At 44.1% G+C, this 20,101-nt stretch carries 15 protein-coding genes and 1 pseudogene; 9 read left to right on the top strand and 7 right to left on the bottom strand.

From position 1 onward, the window contains the following. Nucleotides 1-5: 5 nt before the first annotated feature. The 9 genes and pseudogenes from AC1RM2_RS02170 to AC1RM2_RS02130 all read left to right on the top strand — a co-directional run bounded on the left by AC1RM2_RS02170 (nucleotide 6) and on the right by AC1RM2_RS02130 (nucleotide 13,897). Nucleotides 6-1,940 (top strand): type II secretion system protein GspD, encoded by a 1,935-nt coding sequence (locus AC1RM2_RS02170; protein ID WP_492982928.1) that lies wholly within the window; start codon nucleotides 6-8, stop codon nucleotides 1,938-1,940. Nucleotides 1,941-1,944: 4 nt separating this feature from the next. Further along, nucleotides 1,945-3,159, top strand: coding sequence for a hypothetical protein (locus tag AC1RM2_RS02165; protein ID WP_492982926.1), 1,215 nt, complete (start codon nucleotides 1,945-1,947; stop codon nucleotides 3,157-3,159). Between the two features lies 1 nt (nucleotide 3,160). Then, a complete protein-coding gene (locus tag AC1RM2_RS02160; RefSeq protein ID WP_492982924.1) occupies nucleotides 3,161-3,685 on the top strand; it encodes a hypothetical protein in 525 nt (174 codons plus the stop codon). 317 nt (nucleotides 3,686-4,002) lie between these two features. Continuing rightward, the gene (locus AC1RM2_RS02155; protein ID WP_492982922.1) at nucleotides 4,003-8,037 is read left to right on the top strand and encodes a PKD domain-containing protein; all 4,035 of its coding nucleotides are present in this window, start codon (nucleotides 4,003-4,005) and stop codon (nucleotides 8,035-8,037) included. A gap of 18 nt (nucleotides 8,038-8,055) precedes the next feature. Continuing rightward, on the top strand, nucleotides 8,056-11,844 hold the full coding sequence (locus tag AC1RM2_RS02150; RefSeq protein WP_492982920.1) for a DUF6443 domain-containing protein: 3,789 nt from the start codon (nucleotides 8,056-8,058) through the stop codon (nucleotides 11,842-11,844). An 11-nt stretch (nucleotides 11,845-11,855) separates the two neighbouring features. Continuing rightward, nucleotides 11,856-12,266, top strand: a complete 411-nt coding sequence (locus tag AC1RM2_RS02145) for a hypothetical protein (RefSeq protein ID WP_492982918.1) — start codon at nucleotides 11,856-11,858, stop codon at nucleotides 12,264-12,266. A gap of 458 nt (nucleotides 12,267-12,724) precedes the next feature. Further along, nucleotides 12,725-12,808: pseudogene (locus AC1RM2_RS02140) on the top strand (transposase); the annotation flags it as partial. A 30-nt stretch (nucleotides 12,809-12,838) separates the two neighbouring features. Beyond that, nucleotides 12,839-12,964: a hypothetical protein gene (locus tag AC1RM2_RS02135; protein ID WP_492988278.1), complete on the top strand. Its 126-nt coding sequence runs from the start codon at nucleotides 12,839-12,841 to the stop codon at nucleotides 12,962-12,964. 279 nt (nucleotides 12,965-13,243) lie between these two features. Beyond that, a complete protein-coding gene (locus tag AC1RM2_RS02130) occupies nucleotides 13,244-13,897 on the top strand; it encodes an NADase-type glycan-binding domain-containing protein (RefSeq protein ID WP_492982916.1) in 654 nt (217 codons plus the stop codon). A 756-nt stretch (nucleotides 13,898-14,653) separates the two neighbouring features. On the opposite strand, the gene AC1RM2_RS02125 is transcribed toward AC1RM2_RS02130, so the two are convergent. Genes AC1RM2_RS02125 through AC1RM2_RS02095 form a run of 7 tightly spaced genes read right to left on the bottom strand, consistent with a single transcriptional unit; the run spans nucleotide 14,654 to nucleotide 19,969 of the window. Next, the gene (locus AC1RM2_RS02125) at nucleotides 14,654-15,805 is read right to left on the bottom strand and encodes a type II secretion system F family protein (RefSeq protein ID WP_492982914.1); all 1,152 of its coding nucleotides are present in this window, start codon (nucleotides 15,803-15,805) and stop codon (nucleotides 14,654-14,656) included. Beyond that, the gene (locus AC1RM2_RS02120; protein ID WP_492982912.1) at nucleotides 15,792-16,295 is read right to left on the bottom strand and encodes a PulJ/GspJ family protein; all 504 of its coding nucleotides are present in this window, start codon (nucleotides 16,293-16,295) and stop codon (nucleotides 15,792-15,794) included. The genes AC1RM2_RS02125 and AC1RM2_RS02120 overlap by 14 nt, the downstream gene beginning before the upstream one ends. Beyond that, the gene (locus tag AC1RM2_RS02115) at nucleotides 16,282-16,659 is read right to left on the bottom strand and encodes a hypothetical protein (protein WP_492982910.1); all 378 of its coding nucleotides are present in this window, start codon (nucleotides 16,657-16,659) and stop codon (nucleotides 16,282-16,284) included. The genes AC1RM2_RS02120 and AC1RM2_RS02115 overlap by 14 nt, the downstream gene beginning before the upstream one ends. Continuing rightward, entirely contained in the window at nucleotides 16,641-17,906 is a 1,266-nt protein-coding gene (locus AC1RM2_RS02110; protein WP_492982908.1) for a hypothetical protein, read from the bottom strand. The genes AC1RM2_RS02115 and AC1RM2_RS02110 overlap by 19 nt, the downstream gene beginning before the upstream one ends. Next, entirely contained in the window at nucleotides 17,899-18,495 is a 597-nt protein-coding gene (locus AC1RM2_RS02105; RefSeq protein WP_492982906.1) for a toxin-antitoxin system YwqK family antitoxin, read from the bottom strand. The genes AC1RM2_RS02110 and AC1RM2_RS02105 overlap by 8 nt, the downstream gene beginning before the upstream one ends. Continuing rightward, a complete protein-coding gene (locus tag AC1RM2_RS02100) occupies nucleotides 18,495-18,998 on the bottom strand; it encodes a hypothetical protein (RefSeq protein ID WP_492982904.1) in 504 nt (167 codons plus the stop codon). The genes AC1RM2_RS02105 and AC1RM2_RS02100 overlap by 1 nt, the downstream gene beginning before the upstream one ends. 11 nt (nucleotides 18,999-19,009) lie before the next feature. Further along, nucleotides 19,010-19,969, bottom strand: coding sequence for a fibronectin type III domain-containing protein (locus AC1RM2_RS02095; protein WP_492982902.1), 960 nt, complete (start codon nucleotides 19,967-19,969; stop codon nucleotides 19,010-19,012). Between the last annotated feature and the right edge of the window lie 132 nt (nucleotides 19,970-20,101).

The raw sequence follows: 20,101 nt of genomic DNA, 5'->3' as shown, positions 1-20,101 counted from the left end.
ATTATATGCTAAAAAAAATTACCTGCCTTATCATTTGTTGTTACTTGTTTACCGCAGCTATAACGGCCAGCGCACAGCAGCAGGACAGGCTACAGGTTATTAAACAAAAACTGGATGAGCTTGCAACGGATGTTCCCGGGCTTAACCAAAAAGTGCAATTGTTGGTTACCGGCGTATCCATTCACGAATACCTGAATGCCATTGCGCGCTCCAATAATTTAAGTATAAGCTCTGACCCAGGCCTTAATTTTAGTATCTCGGATACCTTCACCGGTGTTTCGGCATCCAATATATTGCTATTGCTTGCCCAAAAATATAACCTGGATATTGCCGTTGTTGGCTCCATTATTAATATCACGCCTTACCGGGATCCCAACCAATTTTTAAAGCCCCCGCCTAAAGAACTGGGTGTAAAATATAATGCGGCAAACAACACCCTCTCACTATCATTAGCTAACGACAGTTTGGCGGCAGCGGCAAAAAGAATAACACAGTTATCCGGCAAAAACATTGTGGTGCCTGGTTCATTGCAAGGCAAAACGGTTACCTCTTATATTACTGATGCCCCCTTCGAGACGGCTTTGGGCAAGCTGGCCTATGCCAATGAAATAAAAATGGTGCATACGGCAGATGACTTTTACCTTTTTCAACCGCTTGACGAAAACGAGGAAGTGTATGTTAACGGCGATAAAAATACCGGTGTAAGGAAATCGTTCCGCAACACAACCCAACCAGGCGCTGGCGGTGCCAGCGGTTTATTTGTAAGGCAGGTTAATGGCCAAAAGCTCATCTCGGTGGATGCCGTTAACAGTCCCATTATCGATCTGGTTAAACGTGCTTCGCAGGAAACAGGAAAAAACTATTCCATTTACTCTGATATTAAAGGGTCTATAACCCTCCACGTAAATGATGTTAGCTATGACGACCTGCTAACTTTGTTATTTAAAAGTACCGAATACACCTTTCATGCCGAAAAAGGCATTTACGTAATTGGCGACCGTAAACTGGAAGGTTTGCGTACCTTCAGGGCTATTCACCTGCAAAACCGTGCAATTGACACCATTGTTACCATGATCCCCTCAGAATGGAAACGTGGTATCGAGATTAAAGAATTCCGCGAACAAAACACCCTTTTACTTTCCGGGTCGGGAGCACAGATAGATGAGGTAGAAGGTTTTATTAAACAGATGGACGTGCTTGTTCCGGTGGTACTGATAGAAGTTACCATGATTGACGTGCACAAAACCCGGAGTGTTTCAACCGGTATTTCTGCCGGTGTTTCAGACAGTGTAAAAACGGGGGGCACGGTTTTGCCCGGCATAGATTATACTTTTGGCGCCAAAGGCGTTAACGACTTTTTAAACAGTGTGGGCAAGGCTACTTCGCTCAACCTGGGCCATGTGGTGCCTAATTTTTACGTAAGGCTTCAGGCGCTGGAGAATAACAATAACATAGATGTGCGCTCGGTGCCTAAGTTAACAGCACTTAACGGCCATTCGGCTACGCTGAGCATAGGCAGCAAACGTTATTATAAAAACACCACGCAAAACGTTATCCCATCCATTCAAAGCGCGCAATCTATATTTACCAATGTGTACCAGGAAGTAAATGCCGATTTGTCTATCGCCATAAAACCTATCGTGTCCGGCGATGACCAGGTTACGCTTGGTATTAAAATAAACATATCCGATTTCACGGCTATTCCTACCGATGGCTCGCCGCCACCGCAGGCCATCAGCAAATTTGAAACCAGCCTGCGGGTACACAGTGAGGATACCATTGTTTTGGGCGGCCTGGAGCGTACGGAAACCGACGACAGCGGCTCAGGAATACCCCTGCTTTCCAGGATTCCTATTTTAAAATGGATATTTAGCAGCCGCACCCGTAGCAAGTCGAAGGTGGTTACTGTACTGTTTATCAAATCCACTATTATCAGGTAATATTATGGGTATATTATCGCCATATTACCATATTAACCAGGCGGCCGGTATCACTATAGATATTGCGCAGGATGGCTCCTATACCATAAACTGCTGCCAGGTTAGTACCGATCATAAGCAGCTTAGCATCGAAAAAAAGTTCGGTGTAAAAGATGACGCGGAGGGACTTGCCAAACAACTTGGCGCCAAGGTTCCCATCGCTTTAAATTTATCGGGCAAAGGCATCTTAACCAAGCAGGTAGCAGCAGCATCTGGCGATGAGCAGCAGGATATGGCTAAAATAATCCCGAACCTGAATGTAGATGATTTTTACCTGCAGCAATTTGCATCGCACGATCAGTTGTTTGTATCCCTGGTAAGGAAAACACTGGCCGACCATTGGATAAATATATTGGAACAGCAAGGTTTTACTGTGCTGATGCTGAGCCTTGGCCCCTTCGCCGCATCCCACATGTTAAACCAGCTTAATGTTTACGAAAGCGATGTAGTGTTTAACGGCATCCAGATAAACCGGGATACCGGCCTGAACTGGACCGCCGTGCAATACAGCCCCGCGTTTGTGGCCCCTTTCACTCTTAAAATAGGCACGGAACCCCTCGATCAGCAACTGATTATGCCCTATGCTGCAGCTTTTCAACTGGTGCTTGCCGATAAACTGGAACCGGTTAAGGCGAAGGTTGATGCCACCGATGCCCGGTACCTGCAAATTATCGGAACAAAAAAACTTAAAGTAACAGGCGCCTTAATATTGGGTGTTTTCTTTATCCTTTTGCTCCTCAATTTTGTAACCCTTTCCTGGCTCAATTCAGAAAATAGCCGCCTCGATGGCCAGGCCAGCCTATCGGCAAACAGCAGCAGCGATATGCAGATGCTCACCGCGCAGATCAAAGCAAAAGAAGCGCTCCTGAAAGACATGGGCTGGGACGGCGGTTTTAACAAAGCCCGGATTATCGATCAGCTTGCTGCATTGCTGCCGGGTGAGGTAACCCTGAAGGAAATAGCGATAAACCCTCCCGATATCAACAACAAGGATTCGCGGGGGCAGCATTTTTTAGATCGTAGGATAAAGCTTACAGGGAATTCGCAACAGGTTATTGCTGTAAATGAATGGATAGCGCGCATCAAAACATTAAAATGGGTAAAAGGCGCGGGGTTGGATAACTTCGAATTTGATAACGACCAGAACACGGGGAAGTTTAACATTATCATCAACTATTAGCATGCCGAAAAATCTCAACATCAAAAAGGAATACCTGCTGATAGCCGGATCGGTGCTGCTTTTACTGGTATGCTACCGTTTTTCATTCAGCCACACTGTAGAAGCCTGGAAACTCCGGCGCCAACTACAGCAAAAAATAGCCCAGGCCGGCGACCTTACCTACCAGCCCGGCTACCTGGAGCGGAAAGATAATAACCTAAACCATATTATCGCCCGGTTTAAAATAGACACTGCCACCATGCGCAGCAATATGATCACCACGATTGCCCTGCAGGCCGAAAAACTGAACGTGAGGCTATCGAGAGTACCGGTGCAACCCAGCCCGGCTCCCGACGATAAATACATCATCCAGCGGCTTGATTTTGAAGGCGATTTTTTTTCGCTTTGCAAATTATTGCAGCAACTGCAGGTTACAGAAGGTACCGGTTTGATACGCGCGGTAGATTTTGTATCGGGTAAGGTTGTTGGGGGTAATGTGGAGATGAAGGTGCTGGGTATGCGGGTGTTTGTTGCGGTGATTAGGTGATGGATTTTTATGAAATGGGGGATTTGTAATCCTGCTTGTTTTGTTGTTCCTACCTGTTATTTGGATAAACGCGACATTTCTGAAGGCCTAACCTAATATGCCCAAAATATATTTATCTGCTTTTTTGGATATATCGCTTTCATGTAATACTTTAGCAGCACTTGAACAATCACAATCATATGAAAATAATACCCCGAAAATTTACTGGAATTAAAGTACCAGTTGCTTTAAAGTCAAAAATTATTCTCCTTATTTGACCAGGGTACCAGCCTACCAGATAAACGATATTTATTGAACCCCACAATTTAATGCTCCATATGAACAATAAAACCCTTTTGGCGTTTTTTTTCGGCCTGTTTTTATTTACAGGCACTACTTTTGCCCAAAAAAATAATGTAAACGTAAACCCTTTAACCGGCGCAGGCAACGTGGTTATACCCTTGTATGAGTATAAACGCGGCCAGGTTGATGTACCTATTAGCATCAGTTACAACGCCACCGGCGTTAAAACCAAAGATGTGGAAAACACAGCCGGCATGGGTTGGCACCTGAATGTTGGCGGCGAAGTATCAAGACTGGTACGCGGGCTACCGGATGATTGTGTTAAAGACAATACAGGACTTGACCGTAAAGGCTGGATGAATAACAGCAACGCATCAAAAATAAGTGCTCTTTTTGCTACTACTAATGATAATAACCCTGCAACCTGTACCGACGGCGATACCCAGGTGAGTTATATTAACAGCAACTTTGCCGATCTATCGGACACCGAACCGGATATTTTTTACGTAAATGCACCTGGTTTATCATGCCAGTTGGTTTATGATCAGGCATCTGCCAAATTTCAGGTTATGGGCCGGCAGGATTTAAAAATCAGCTACACAACAAATATTCCTACATCCTTGACTGTGCCGGGCGGCATTAATTACTTTATCATTACCAACGACAAAGGTATTAACTACTCTTTTGCTTCTCCTGAAACTATTACCCAAACAGCAACCGGGGGCACCCCCGTCTATTTTAAAAACAAATACAACCAATATCAAAACGGCATAACTTATTACAACAACTGGCACCTCATCGGTATAATTGATGATGGTGGCTTTGGGGTAAGGTTTTCTTACACTCAGGCGCATGACCGTACAGCTACCGATCCGGTATCGCTTTATATGCCGGGAGCAACTACACCCACGCTTCAATATAAAATACAACAACGGTTTTCGCCGCAAATACTTAATACTATTCAGGCCATTTACAGCAGCGATATGCCGGCCGATGTACTTACCTTTTCCTGGTTATGGACAGATTCTGAAACCTACCTGGATCCCAATACCAACAAAGAGGTAACTTATGGCAGCGGCCAAACGCTGCTCACCGGCATTACCGGCGCAGGGATGAACTACGCATTTAATTATGATTTTCCGGGCGATCCGGTATATGGTACCGGCTACAAACGCAAGTTTTTAAGAAGCGTTACAGACAACCGGGGATGCGCCCCTATAAGCTACAGTTTCCGGTACGCAGGCGAAACTTATTCGCCCACCACAACGCAGTACACTACAACGCTGCCCGATTCTTCGAGTACCAAGGTTGATTACTGGGGCTATTACTCTACCGCCAACACCAGCACTACATCCCTTATGCCTAAGGTATGGATAGCTGCCCCAACAACAACTTTACCGCAATACGCCATTTATCAAAACGGCACAACAGGCGGTAATTATCCTTATTATACCACCAACGGAAACATCCGTTCGGCCGATGTGACTAATGTAGCATCGGGTAGCCTGGTAAAAGTCATTTATCCGGAAGGTGGCAGTACTACAATAACGTATGAACCCAATGATTACCTGGATGTGCCATCCGGCCTTGTTTTTCCTGGTAATGGCATCCGTGTTAAAAAACTGATTGACAGTGCCGGCACAACCAACCCTATAGTAACCAATTATTCGTATTTAAACCCGGCAACCGGCGTAAGCAGCGGAAAGCCGCTGTCACTGCCTGTTTATGCCTTCAACGTTCCTTACAGCGGCAGCGCTACCGGTAATACCCTGTATAATAGCTGTACAGTAGTGTCTGATAATGATTTGTCTGCCGAAGACCATACCATTATGTACGGTTATGTAAAGCAAAGCAATACAGGCGCGGGCAGTACCTTGTTTCAGTATTACGTGCCGGCTGCATACTGGAGCCCTTCGGGCACACCGATATGCCCGAGCTGCGGCACTGATTGGTGGCCAACAGCAAATAATGTGCAGCGTACAACCTGCGCTACCGCTACCGGGCCGGCCGCCGCTAACATATGGGGCTACCCATTTGCACCAAACTCCAATTATGATTTTGAAAGGGGCCTGTTACAACAGGTTACAAATTACAATGAAAGCGGAACGCCGGTAAGCATAGCAAGCTACACCTACAACAGGTCATATTCGCCATTAACTATCAGCGCTGCCAGAATAGACGACCTTCCTTTTTCAACGGGCACCGCCGGCCTCAAAGCAATAACAAAGTACACTTTAAATTACAGATCAGATGAATTGCTTGTACAGGAAACAAACCAGGTGTTTGATTTGCCGGCTCTTACCCAATCAAAAACAACCACGGTTAAATACTTTTTTAGCAGCGCCAATCATAAGCTGATGACCCAAAAGCAGGTTATAAACAGCGATAACAGCACCTTAACTACCAATATAAAATATGTAAAGGATTATACCGGCCTTGGCACAAGTACCAACCGCAACATTAACGCTTTATATAATTTACAACTGTTAAATGAAAACCTGCCTGTTGAAACCTACCAGCAGGTAACCCGCGGCGTCACCACAAAAACAACAGGGGCAAACCTGACAATGTTTAGCGATTACCATGTGGGTGCAAGCTCTTACAAATACCGGCCTTCGGCTTCCTATAATTTTGTCAATGCCGATGGCGCAACTTCTTTTACAGCATCGAGCGTAACTATGCCGTCAACATTTAATAAAGATGCCGGTTACCCTACATTGCCCGCTATGAATTACCCCGAATATGACTACAACGGCACGCTGCAAACTGTAGATGATGGCCGACATCATGTAAATGGTACTATACTTGATAATTACAATGCCAGCCCGGCAATTACCGTAAATAACGCGGCTGCATCAGAAATAGCCTTTGCCGATTTTGACAGCGATATGGCAACTCCATGGACATATAGCAAAACAGGAACTTCATCTTATGTTGTCCCTGCCGGGAGTCATGCAGGTGCGGCCACGGGGTTAGGTACCGGGCAGGCCTTTAGCCTGACACTCAATAAGAATGCCAACGCAGGCAACTATATTTTGTCGGCATGGATAAACACTGCGGCGTCGGGCACAATATCTTTCAGTTTTTCGGCGGCATCGGGCAGTAGCGTGGTTCCCGGGCAAAATATCCCTAATACTGCCGGCGTATGGAAATACCAGGAATGGAAAGTTTCGTTGGGTACTATAACAGGTACCTTTACGGTTAATGTATCGGCAACGGTAAACGCGGGTGTTGATGATATTATCTTTTACCCCGAAACAGCCGAAGTAAGCACTTACAGCTACGATGCGGTAACCCATCTTAAAACATCGGCAACCAACACCAACGGCATTTCGGCCTATTTTGCCTATGATGCGCTTGGCCGCCCGGTTTATACCATGGACGAAAAGCATAACATTGTGGCGAAGCAAACGTATGTTTTGCAATCGCAGGTTCAAAACTGGAACCCCGTGATAGTGGCGCCAAACGGCGGCGGGCATGCCAATACGCCAACCCCTTTTACTATTGGCGGCTATGATTATTGTACCACTGCAGGTGTGCTCATTACCTGGAATTTTGGCGATGGTACTGCCCCGGTAACCACGGCCCTGTCAAGCCCGCCATTGCATACATATGCAACCGCAGGCAGCAAAACCATAAGCGCTACGGTTACATCGCCCATTTTTGGCACAAAGGTATTAACGCCGCTTACCGTTACCGTGGGCGTACCGCTTATTACGCTCAGTTACACCAATTATACTACCTATAACGATAATAACGTATACCTCACATTTTATAATAACACCACCGGCGAGGTTTTCAATATTGTTGGCAGCCAGTTTGTAAATACGCAAACCATTACCCAGGGGGTATATGGTGTAAGCGTTACCACAAGCCCGCTTGGCCAGGCCTATGATGCCGGTACGGGTATTGGCTGGAACAGCACACTTTTACATAACGACACGGGCGTGTTTGTTTGCGGCGATCGTAATGCTTCTAACACCGCCGCCATTTATAACGTGAATTTAAGTGCCACTACCGCGGTTACCATTGATATTAACCGTGTTACCTGCGCTATTGCAACCCAATAATTAAACAGCAATTATTGTATGAAAAATTATATTAAACCTATCATAGTGCTGTTACTGTTAATTACAGGTGCAGTAAATTACAATGCAGGGGCGCAAACCAGCGGCTTTGTACAGCAGGATATTATTAAAATCCCCGGTGTAACTACCGATGCACAAATAGGCACATTAAGTATAACCCAAAAGCAAACCACACGCGTTTACTTAGACCAGCTGGGCCGCACCATACAAACTGTAGATGTACAGGCCAGCCATTCGCAGCTGGATATTATACAGCCCGTGGTATATGACAACCTGGGCCGCTCTCCAAAGGCTTACCTGCCCTATGCCGGCAGCAGCAGCGATGCCATTGGCAGCTACCGTACAAACGCCGTAACCGACCAGGCTGCGTATTACAATAATGGCACAGGCGATAAAGTGGCCGATGATAGCTCGCCTTTTAGCCAGCAGGTATTTGAAAACAGCCCCTTGCAACGCTTGTTAAATTCAGGCACGGTGGGTGCCGGTTTCCAGGCCGGCGTAAGCGGCAACCATTATAAAACCATCAATTACCGTAGTAATAATACAACTGCCGATGGTAATATTATTATGTGGGGGCCCGATGGCAGCAACCAGGGTTATTACGGTGCCAATTTGCTATCAGTTATTAGTGGTGTCGACGAAGATGGTATAACCAACCTAAGCTACGCCGATATTGCAGGGCGCACCATATTAAAACGCCAGGTATTTAGCAGTACGGTAAATTACGATACCTATTACATTTATAACAATGCAGGCATGGTAAGCTACGTGGTGCCGCCAAAGGCCACAGCGCTGCTCATCGCCAACAGCAGCTATACCTTAACCACACCCGCTGTAGCCAGCCTGCTTTACCAGTATTTTTATGATAACCTGGGGCGGGTAATAAAAAAAGTTATCCCCTCGCGCGGTACATTAACAATTGTATATGATCCACTTAACCGCCCTGTGCTTACTCAGGATGCCAACATGGCCCTCAACCACCAATGGAATTACATTAAGTACGATGTAAAAGGAAGGGCCATAAGTCAAGGGATTTATACTAACACTTCGGCTACTGATGCCACTATTCAAACTGTAGTAAATGCGTTTGATTATGCCAACCATTGGTACGAAAGCCGTTCCAATGCTCCAACAACAGGATACTATACCAATACATCGTTCCCGGTAACCGGCGGAACCACTTTTCCACTGGCGTTCAGTTATTTTGACGATTATGACCTTAAACGGGACGGTAGTACTTTGCCATATGCTTATCTCCCTCAAAATATCAGCGGCGAAGGCACTCAAACAGCATTGCCTATTAAAGGGGTGCCTACCATGATCCGTACGCATACTGTTGGTTCGGGCTTAAATGCCTGGCTGTTAAAAGTGATGTTTTATGATGATAAAGGCCATTTGATCCAAACACGTAGCAACAACCAGCTTAATTATACCGCGGAGGTACTTACCGATAATCAGACCAACCTTGTTGATGCCTTTACAGGGGTGCCTGCCAAAACCTATTTAGCCAAAGTTACCGGCACCGGCACGGTTAATACACAAACGGTATTAACCACCCTAAATTACGATCACAGGAACCGGGTAAATACTATTGACCAGGTTTATAGTGGCGGCGCAGTACAGCATATTGCCAGTTACAGCTATAACGAAATGGGGCAGGTGGTTGATAAAAAGCTGGGCGGCAACGCGGCATTAACCAGCTGGCTGCAATCGGTAGATTACCGTTTTAACATTAGGGGGCAGCTTACCAGTATCAACAATAGTAAGTTAAGTAATGATGGTACTTTAAACGATGATGATACCGATTTGTTTGGGATGCAAATGTATTATAATACCAACGATACTTACCTTAACAACTGGGTATATTATAATGGGCGGCCCAATTCGGTTAAATGGATGAATAAGGATGCCGCCGGCGCTAAAAGTTACGAGCGGGCATTTACGTATACTTATGATGCTGTGGGCAGGTATACGGCATCGGGCTATGAAGAGCGTACGAGTGCCGCTACTACCTCTTTTGCAGCTGGGCACGGCTGGGACGAAACCATTACCGGTTATGATGCCAACGGCAATACCACCGGCCTTACGCGTAATAGAAGTACGCAGGGATCGGATACTCCGATACCGATAGATAACCTTACTTATACTTATGACCCTAACAATGCCAACCAGTTAAAAACAGTAACCGATGGAACAGGCACGGGTTATACGGGCGCGGGTTTCATGAACCTGACCGGTTCGACAGGATCATACACTTATGATGCCAACGGCAACCTGGCAAGCGATCCCTACAAAGGACTTTCGACTATTGCGTATAACGTGCTTAACCGTACAGATAAAATATCTTTTACATCGTCAGCTAACCGTTACATCGATTATACCTACGATGCCCAGGGCAGCCTTATCAGGAAAAGGCAGTACGATAATGTGAGCGGTGTTGCCACGCTTCAAAATACGACTGATTATATAGATGGTTTTGTATATTTGAACGGCGTTATCAGCTACCTGCCCATGCCGGAAGGCCGGGCAAGGTATACAGGTAGTTCTTTGAAACCCGAATATATTATTACCGACCAGCAAGGCAACGCCCGGATTAGTTTTGAGGATAACGGCAGCGGTGCGGCCGTAGTAAGGCAGGAGAACAGCTATTACGCAACCGGACAGGTAATGCCAGGCAGTACAGTTGCCGCGCCGAACACGCCCAACAAACAGTTATATAATGGCGGCAGCGAATGGCAAAATGATTATAGTAACCTGCCCGATTATTACCAGACTTTTTACCGCAATTATGATGCGGCGATAGGCAGGTGGGTAGGGGCTGACCCCTTGGCGGAAGCGACGGACGAGCTAACACCTTATCAGTATAGCAACAATAACCCTGTGGTATTTAACGATCCCCTAGGAGATTTATCAGGAGGCGGAGAAAGTACCCCCGACGGCATTTGGCATCAGCATACAGGTAATGCTGAAAGTGATTTTAATGCCAGGGAAGATAACGCGGCATTGTTAAATCAGTACCAAAACGATTTAGCGGGTGCTGGCGGCCCAGGCGGGAAAGGCGACCCAATAGCAATGGCTAACGCCAGGTGGAGCAGGATCTACTCCTGGAATTCGATGGCAGCAGCAGCGCTAAGTGCGCACCAGAACTCCATAGGAGCTATTATGATTGAACGTGGGCCTACAACTGCTTACTTTGTGGATGATGATGGGAATGTTTCCACAATGGAGGGAGGCAAGACTAACTCTTTGAACTGGAGGGATGAGCAGGGGAGATATGTTTTTGTAAATTTGAATGACGGTGATAGTGCCAATCAGGGAGGGCCTGATATGAGCCCTTCATATCCAGGTTCTTACGAAAATGCAGCAGGGCAAATTATCTATAGAGACGGTGTTGTACAAAATTGGGTAAGCCCTTCTGGAACAAGAATTAGCGCGCAATTTATTGATAGAAAGGGTAACATAACTGAATTGCCTGGAGTTAATATAACAGTAGCAAATACAATGAGAGGCAGAGGCGCAACCTATGTAGAATTAGGGAAAGGCTACATTCATCTTGATCCAACAGGAAATGGATTAGTAGATATCCAACATGAATATGGACATTACTTGGATTACCTATCCAGAGGCGGTTTATATTACAATTTAATTGTAATACCATTGAGTGGTTTTAACGGTGCAACAGCGGGCGCACACGAGTATTACTGGACAGAGATACGAGCAGATCGATTATCTGTTCAATTCTTTGGACCTAATTCTCCTATAGCAAAAAGTAATTATTATCCACATTAACTTATACTTCAATGAAAAGATTAAATCTTAATTTTTCTATTATATTAATAATATTCCTGTATAGTTCGTGTGTTATTGATTGGAAATCGGACCTCGTAGTAATTAAAAATAGCTCTCCAAATAGTATTTTGATTGCATATCAGCCAACAGCAACAATGACGGATAGTATTCTGTATAACGAACGTTTTGATGAAATTTGGATTGATGCAAATAAATTTCAGATTATTTCTTTGCCCAATATAAAATTTAGCACAAAGCCAGATTCAGTTAAGTGCTATATATACATTTTTAATGGCAATGTTGTAGATAATTATCAAAAAATAAAGAAAATGAAAGGAATAAAGGCAGATGCGTTTATTCAGAAAACAGAAATCCAGCTAAATGAAGTAAAAGAACCTTTAGACACAATTATAATTAAATGATGTAGTTGCCAATCAGGGTGGTGATGCTTTTCAGTATAATAGATATTTAGCTCCAAGTAATTTCAATTTTCAGCCAAGTTTTGGTGTGAATTGGCAAGCGGCAGGTATAAAAGGAATTACAATAGGGCTAATACCCAGTTACCGCAAGGTCTTTTCCCCCTGCTAAGGCAAGGTCTTTTCCCCAGCTACCGCAAGCGTTTTGTCGCTGCCGCAAGGCTCCAGCCTTGTGGCCCGCTGATAGGTAAACGCCATGCTAAGTAATAAATATGCAAATCCCGGATGTAAGTTGCATCCGGGATTTTGTATTTTTAACGTATGAGCCGTAATTATAAATTCAAAATCCTGAAGGATTATATTTTGTAAGCTTTGCCACGGTGTTTTGGGCAGATGTTTTTGTTCGGCTGCACTACTTTGACTGTTTGGTAAGAAACCTCAACTACTGTGTCGACAATAAAGGCATGGAAATTTATGCATGGTGCATAATGCCGAGCCATGTACATTTGGTTTTTAAATCGACAATTCAAAAACCAGAAGACTTGATCAGGGATTTTAAATCACTTACGTCAAAACAAATGATAGCTTTAATAAAAGATAATAACCAGGAAAGCAGGCGGGAATGGCTGTTAAACTCATTTAAAAAAGCGGGTTTGGCTAATAGCAATAACACCAGCAACCAGTTTTGGCAACAAGCCCATTGAATTATGGAGTGCAGCAGTAATTGACCAAAAAATTGATTACACACATAATAACCCGGTCATAGCAGGTTTTGTAGAAAACGATTATGATTACCTGCACAGCAGCGCACGGGATTATGCAGGTATTAAGGGATTGGTAGAAGTAATAATTACGTAGCGCACCGTCCTAAAGGCATGACGTTTACCTATCAGCGGGCCACAAGTGAGGACACTTGCGGCAGCGGGGGGCAAACCAACCATATGGTTGTCGAACATTTTAAAGTATTTTAACTCTAAATTGATATGATAAGTATACTTTTTTTCTCGTTTATTTTACAAACAAGTAAGTTAGCCCAGGTCAACTCTTTAATTGATAAGTCAAGTGACTACTATGAAAACTCAATTGATGCTTATAAAAAGAATGAATTTTGGGGCAATTGGTCAGTGCCGATAAGTAAATCGCTATTTGCATCATCGACAAAGCCACCTAAAGGGAAATTATTTTATAATATAAAGAATATTCAAGATAGTAATCTAAATACGGCTTGGGTCTTTGAATCAAATATTACAGCTAAAGATTGTTACTTTGAATTTGATTTTGATTTTCCGAAGGAGAAAGCTTATGCGCAGGCTTATCAGTTTCAGGGAATATGTAATGTTTTTAACGGCTATTGTAAATCACTGAAAACCTGGAATGAAAATGCGCGAGTTAAAAGACTGTTGGTTTATTACAACGACAAACCGATCTGTTACGTGAACTTGTTGGATACCTGGCATTTTCAGGAATTTAATATATCCCGCTTTTTTTTTAAAAATAGCGACAAAAAAACAACAAATGATAAATACGAAATTAGAGACGGCGATAAGTTAAAATTTGAAGTTATAGAAATTTATAAAGGAACTAAATTCAATGATGTCGCTATTTCCGAATTCTTATGTTTAGGAACGATTAATTAATCAGTAACCAGTTGTCCGTAGTCTACCGTTGTTCGAATGTCCCCAGTTGCCCGTAGTCTTCCGCTGTTCGAATGTCTCTGACTTCGAACGGCTATGCTTGTAGTTTATAACTACAGTATTTTCGCTGAATAAATATGCAACACCCGGATGTTTAATTTCATCCGGGGGTTTTTGCATCCCAGCGGGTTGCGTTAAGGATTGCAGTGAAAAGCCCACAGCGCGGGCAGGCCAGGGCGGCAAAGGCAAAGCGAGGACTTGTAACGGAAAGCCTGCCCACCGCTTCTACCAGCGGGGGGAACGCCCTGTTAATTCAAAATTCAAAATGTAAAAGTTGGAAGTATCGCCATGAGGGGGGCTCCTCCCCAAAATATAAGGCTCCAAAGAATATCATCAGGCACAGCAGAAAGTATAACCAACGGTGTCCTGATAAAAAGCCTTGGTAAAAAGTGCTGCATTTTTAAAGTTTTATCAGAGAAGTGTTGTACTTTGCTCAATTTTTGGTGGTTATTTGTAAATTTTTGAATGTTTATTGCCATATAAAGCCGTGGCGGCCGTTTTTTCACGTGTAGTTTAAATTGTATTTGGGCTTTATCAAGTCGTTTGGCAGATTCTTAATAGTAAGTCTTTGATAATGAATGTATTATCATTTGGTTATAAAATCCGAACACTTAAAAGACTCAATATCAACCATTTGAGCAAACTTGCCCGAACACCTGTTATCCCACCCAAAAACCGAACACCCGCTACCTCCGGTTTCTACTGAAACGTATTGCCCATCTGGAACATGGGCAGGTACATGGCAATCATGATCACCCCCACCAGGAAACCCACTACGATGATAAAAAGAGGCTCCATGATACTGCTCAGGGAGGCTGTCTGGTATTCTACCTCCTCGGCGTACTGCTCGGCTATTTTGGCAAAAAAGTAGTCCAGCTTATTTGATTCTTCGCCAATCCTCACCAGTTGTATCATTTTGGAAGGGTAGATCTTGAACTGCTGCAAACTCTGGTGCAGCGATTTACCGTTCAGGATATCATCTTCTACCTTTTGCAGGGACGATTCGATTGGGTACCAGCCCACCATCTGCCTGCTCAAAGCAATAGCCCTTAACAGCGGCACATGCGAGCCCGTAAGTAACCGCATGGAATTGCAAAACCGGCCCAGGTATATCTTTTTCACCAGGTTGCCCGCCACCGGCACCTTCAATACAAAACCGGAAGAGATTTTGCGGTAAGGTATGGTTTTGCGCACCCGGAAGAGGAAAACGACGATAGCGGTAATAAATAGAAAAGCGGGCAGAAAATAGGTTTCCATCCCCTTGGATATCGTGATCACGAGTTCGGTGATCCAGGGCAACTGCCCCCCGAAGCGTTTGAGTACATCGGCAAACATGGGCACCACCACTTTCAGCATAAAATACACCGCACCAAATGATGAGAGCAGTACCATACAAGGATAGGAGAGCGTGGAAACTATTTTGCGCCTTTGTTTTATCCTGCCCTGGTAATATTTGGCCAGGTCTTGCAGCACCATGGCCAGTTGGCCGGTTTCCTCGCCAATCTGGATACTGTATACCTCGTACAGCGAAAACTTACCCGATTTTTCCAGGGCTTTGGAAAGGGCTATACCATTATTCAATACGCTATCCTGTATGGCTGCAAACAGTTTTTTGTCGCTTTCCTTTTCCTGTTCGGCGGTTACCAGCTCCAGGCTGGTTTTTAAATTGATGCCCGCCAACAGGAGCGAGCTCAATTCCAGGTATAGGTATTCCTTTTTTTTATCGTTGAGTTCCTTGCTTCCAAAACTGATGTCTCTGTTTAAAAACGCAATAATGCCGCCCTCGCCTTCCTGCTTTGAAGGTTTGGGGGCTTTCTTCTTTTCGTATTGGCTCAGGTCAATTGCCGGCATGGGTATCTTGTTCAAAAAGGTTGGCAGAACTATACAATTTATAATAATGAAAGGTTATTTTATCGTTGTGTAACAGCAAATCAAGTTCCAGTTCGTCAACCCTGTTATTTAAAGCATCGGGGTTGGTTTCAATAGCGCGTTGCTCAAAAAGCATACTGGTGCGGGTTGTTTTAAACTTAAAGGTGTCTGTTATGCCATTGGTACGCACAATGTAATCACTATTGAGCTCGTATCGTATACCGCCGTTATTATTCTTAAAAAATAAACCGGAATCGGTTTTTTCGATCAGCTCGGCGCGCCGGAAATCGCGACTAAGCAAAAGATCAAGCTGTGCCAAATTTGCCGATTCCTCATTTTTGAATACAAACGCATGGTACGAATTGCCAACAACCGCAAATGCCACGTAAACAATAGCGATCAGTATTCCCGATACCAACAGTGCAATGGTGACTTCCATAATGGTGAAGGCCTTTAATTTATGGTTTAACATTGTCATTATTGATCATTATTTCCGAAACCTTTGCTATCTCCTGTTGGTTTTCATCGTAAGCGGTCAAATAAAACTCGCTGAGGCCTGATCCGCTCTCAAACGGTTTAACCACCGGTATAATGCGGAAGCCACCCTGGTTAAAAGCCTCTTGCGGCAATTGTCGCGATTGTTCTGCTTTAAGCAAGGCATTTCTGAGCACAGCCGTTGCCCGTATTTTTTTTGTTGATATTGCTTGTTGTGTTACATTGGCAAATATCATCATAGCCATACCAAACACAACAACAATAATCACAAGTGCCACCACCACTTCTACAATAGTAGCTGCCTTCAGCATCCCGTTTTTCTTTATTTTACCTCCAGCCATTGCAGTATTTTTTTCTCGGACGAGGCTACAGGAATAAGGTCGCTGGTCAGGTAATATGCTGATAAAGCGGGTGCATCTATTTTTAGGTTTATCAGGTAGTTTTCATACCGGCTAAATGCAGTTTGGTACATAAAACGCGTGGTAAAAACGCTCCCTTTAACCGCAGCGTTGTCTTTGGTCGAAAGAATATGTTGCGCATAAATTTGTCCGTTCACCTGAGCCCCTTTGTCCAAACTGATGGTTGCCGGTAGGGCAGAAGCTTCTTTTTCGTATGTGAATATGGCGCCATTGAGCTGGGAGTTTTGACCAATGTTAATTTGCGGCGGAAAACCAATCGTAGGCGACTTATAACGCAGCAAGCCCAGGCACGAAGGATACTCCAGCCGGCAATTTTTTTCGATACTGATAGAATCAGAAGCAAAGAGCTGGCAACTCCCGTGAAAACCGCTTTTAACAACGATAGCCTTTGCAAATACCAGTACATTATTCAATATCGCGGTACTATCTATAGTAAGCAGCGTATCTGCATACAGGATGATATTACCCGACAATTTGGTGTTTTTTATAGTATAGAAGCTGTTGCCCAGGTTAATAATATTGACGGGGCTCCGAAACGAATTTGCCAGGGTATCTACGCGCCAGTTTTTATTAACCGGGCCTTTTGGATTATTAAACTGCTGTTCTAAACGGTTCAGGCGAATGTCATTCAACGGTGGTAGTTTACGCTGGCTGTCGTGAATGTTGCCAACAACCAGTCTTTTGTCGCCTTCATAGGCTTTATTATCCACATAAGCGGCCTTTACGCCGGCTTTTGGTAGGTATGCGTCACCACGAATCGCAGTCTTTCCGCTTACTGAGACTGATCTGTCTTCGTCGATAAGGTAGATAGCGGCCCATTTAGACGAATCGATCCCAAAAGCGGTCGAAAATACTTTAATTAGCGTGTCTTGCTGCTTGAATGCTTCCACGACGCCGATGTCATAAATACCCCATGGAATATTTTTGATCCGTACAGAATCATCGCCATCATTGAACAAATTCAATGTCTTCCCTTGTAAATAGGCTGGGTCTTTTGTCCGCAGCAGGATATGTATGCCTGACGAAAGGTTGTCCTGTAGGCGGTCAAATCGCGACTTTACCAGGTATTGCCCCCTGAAAAAATAAGCTGCCAACACAAGGGCAGAGCATATTAAGGCAATTACCAGGCTGATAATAATGACAATATAAAGCGCCGAGCCTTTAAGCATGACCCTTACCCGGCTTGGGCTTCTTTTTAAAAATATTGACTTTGTCGAAAAGCGAACGCGGTTTTCCTTCCAAAGCCTTACCATTGTTATAATAAATTATCCGTGTAGAATCGCGGCTTTCGTGAAATACCACGGGGCCATCTAACTCGTTTTTGTGGTATTCCCCGCTTTCTTTCAGGCTGCCATCCGGGTTAAAAAAACTAAAACTGCCCGAACGTATTCCATTGCGCCAGTTGACAACTTGTATCAGGTTGCCATGCTCATCCCAATCCTTCCAGGGTCCGTCCTTTAATCCTTTTTTAAAGGTGCCCTGAGTCCGGTTGTTGTGGTTCAGGTATGTTTCTATGTAGGCGCCGTTTAATAAGCGGCCACTGAAGCCGCCCTGAAGGGTATGCACCTTGTTAGTCGCGTACCAATAATAAGTAAGGGTGCTTTGCACATCCGGATTTGAATTAACAGGTATAATTTCTGCCAGTATTGTCCGGTCGGTATCTGTTATCCTTACTTTGTGCAAACCATAATCAGGCATTTTTTGCCCAAAAGAGCAGTAGTACACAAAAATAAAAAGGGTTGTATAAATGAACTTCATTAAATTGCAGGTTGGATATGAATATATTTGGTTTTGCCTCCGCTCTTAACTAATACAGAATCTCGCATATTCCGAATCAGTTTGAATTGCCCTATCGTTTCTCCCTCGCTCATCATCGCTTCCTGGCCGTTTACTTTCATAAAAGCAATCAGTTTTTTAGACCCCGGATTTTTGATATATCCTGAATACCGTATAATATCCCAGTTGAAAGGCGGCGGCACATTGGGTCTCGCAATTCCGGTGTTCAGGCGGATCCTGGCCGGTGGCTTTGCGGTGTCTTTCCTGGCAGCAATCCCAAATGGATCCCGGTAATTCAGCAGGAGGCGAGCGGTATCTTTCGGCACAGCATAATCATTAAAAACCTCTTTAGGTGCAGGTGGTGGTACATAACTTTCATCATGACCGCTGCTGTATGCAATAACTATGCGGTAAATGATTAGCCCCCATACCAGCAATACTACAGCAATCAGTACATATGTTAATGCTTTGTTTTTTTTGACCATGACCTATTGGCTTAAAACAATACAAAATTTCTGAGCGCACTGGCTTTTCCTTCCTTGCCCGAAGCATTTAGCGCACTCACTTTCCAATATATTTTCTCGCCGGTAACACCAAGAGTAAAGCTATAACCGGTAGAATTGACCGTCATTGGAAAATTGTTACTATACAGCGTGGTCGAATCGCTTTTAAATACATATAATTTATATCCCGACACACCTGTAACCGAACTCCAGCTCAGCTGCACTGGTAAACTAACACTACTTCCGTTAGCCGGCGACACCAGGCCAACCTGCGCGGGCAGCGGCAATTGATAGGTTACATAATTAATAGCCGACCATTTGGATTGCTCAGTCTCATTTTCTGCCCTAACCCGCCAGCCATATACCTGATCCTTTTGAAAGGTAAAATTAACCTGGAGTCCGGGGACAACCTGGTTATAAACCAATGCATCTTCATTTGCAAAGTTATTTGTATCAATCTCCACCTGGTATTTCGTAGCGCCGTATAAGCTGTTCCATTTAAACAGGGCCGCATTTACACTTGTTATCACATTGTTAGCTGGCGACGAAAGAGTGATAGTTTGATTGGTTAGTGACGATTCTTCGAGAACAAAGTTCCTGGCTGGCGAATAATTCGTCTGCGAGCTACCATTTTCGGCCCTTACCCGCCATTGATAACTTCCCGGCTCCAGGGTCGAGGTAAATTTAGTGCCCTTAACAAGTGTATCCAGTATCAGGCTACCAACGGAGTCGAAACCAGGGGTAACCACTTGCAGGCGGTAACCCAGTGCATCCTCCACTTCGTCCCACCAGAAGTTAACCGTGTATTTAGTGCTTAGGTACTGGTCTGCAGGTGCTTCAAGCGTCACCTGCCTTTTGGCAATGGAAGGTTCTATGAACTCTTTACATGACGAGAGTAGTGCATTTAAGGCCAAAAAGACGGGGAAAATGTAAAATAAGTGTTTAAGTTTCATTCCCGACTAATTTAGGAATAAGTCTTTATTATTGAAAATAATATCTTTCATATAGACACTTTCAAATTTAAGTTTTGTGATTTGAAAGTTCACAATGATTAATTTCAATAGCAAAAATGGATCAAGCGGAAT

The organism is Mucilaginibacter sp. GW822-FHT03E02, from assembly GCF_058801545.1.
This window is presented reverse-complemented; position numbering and strand designations above follow the sequence as displayed.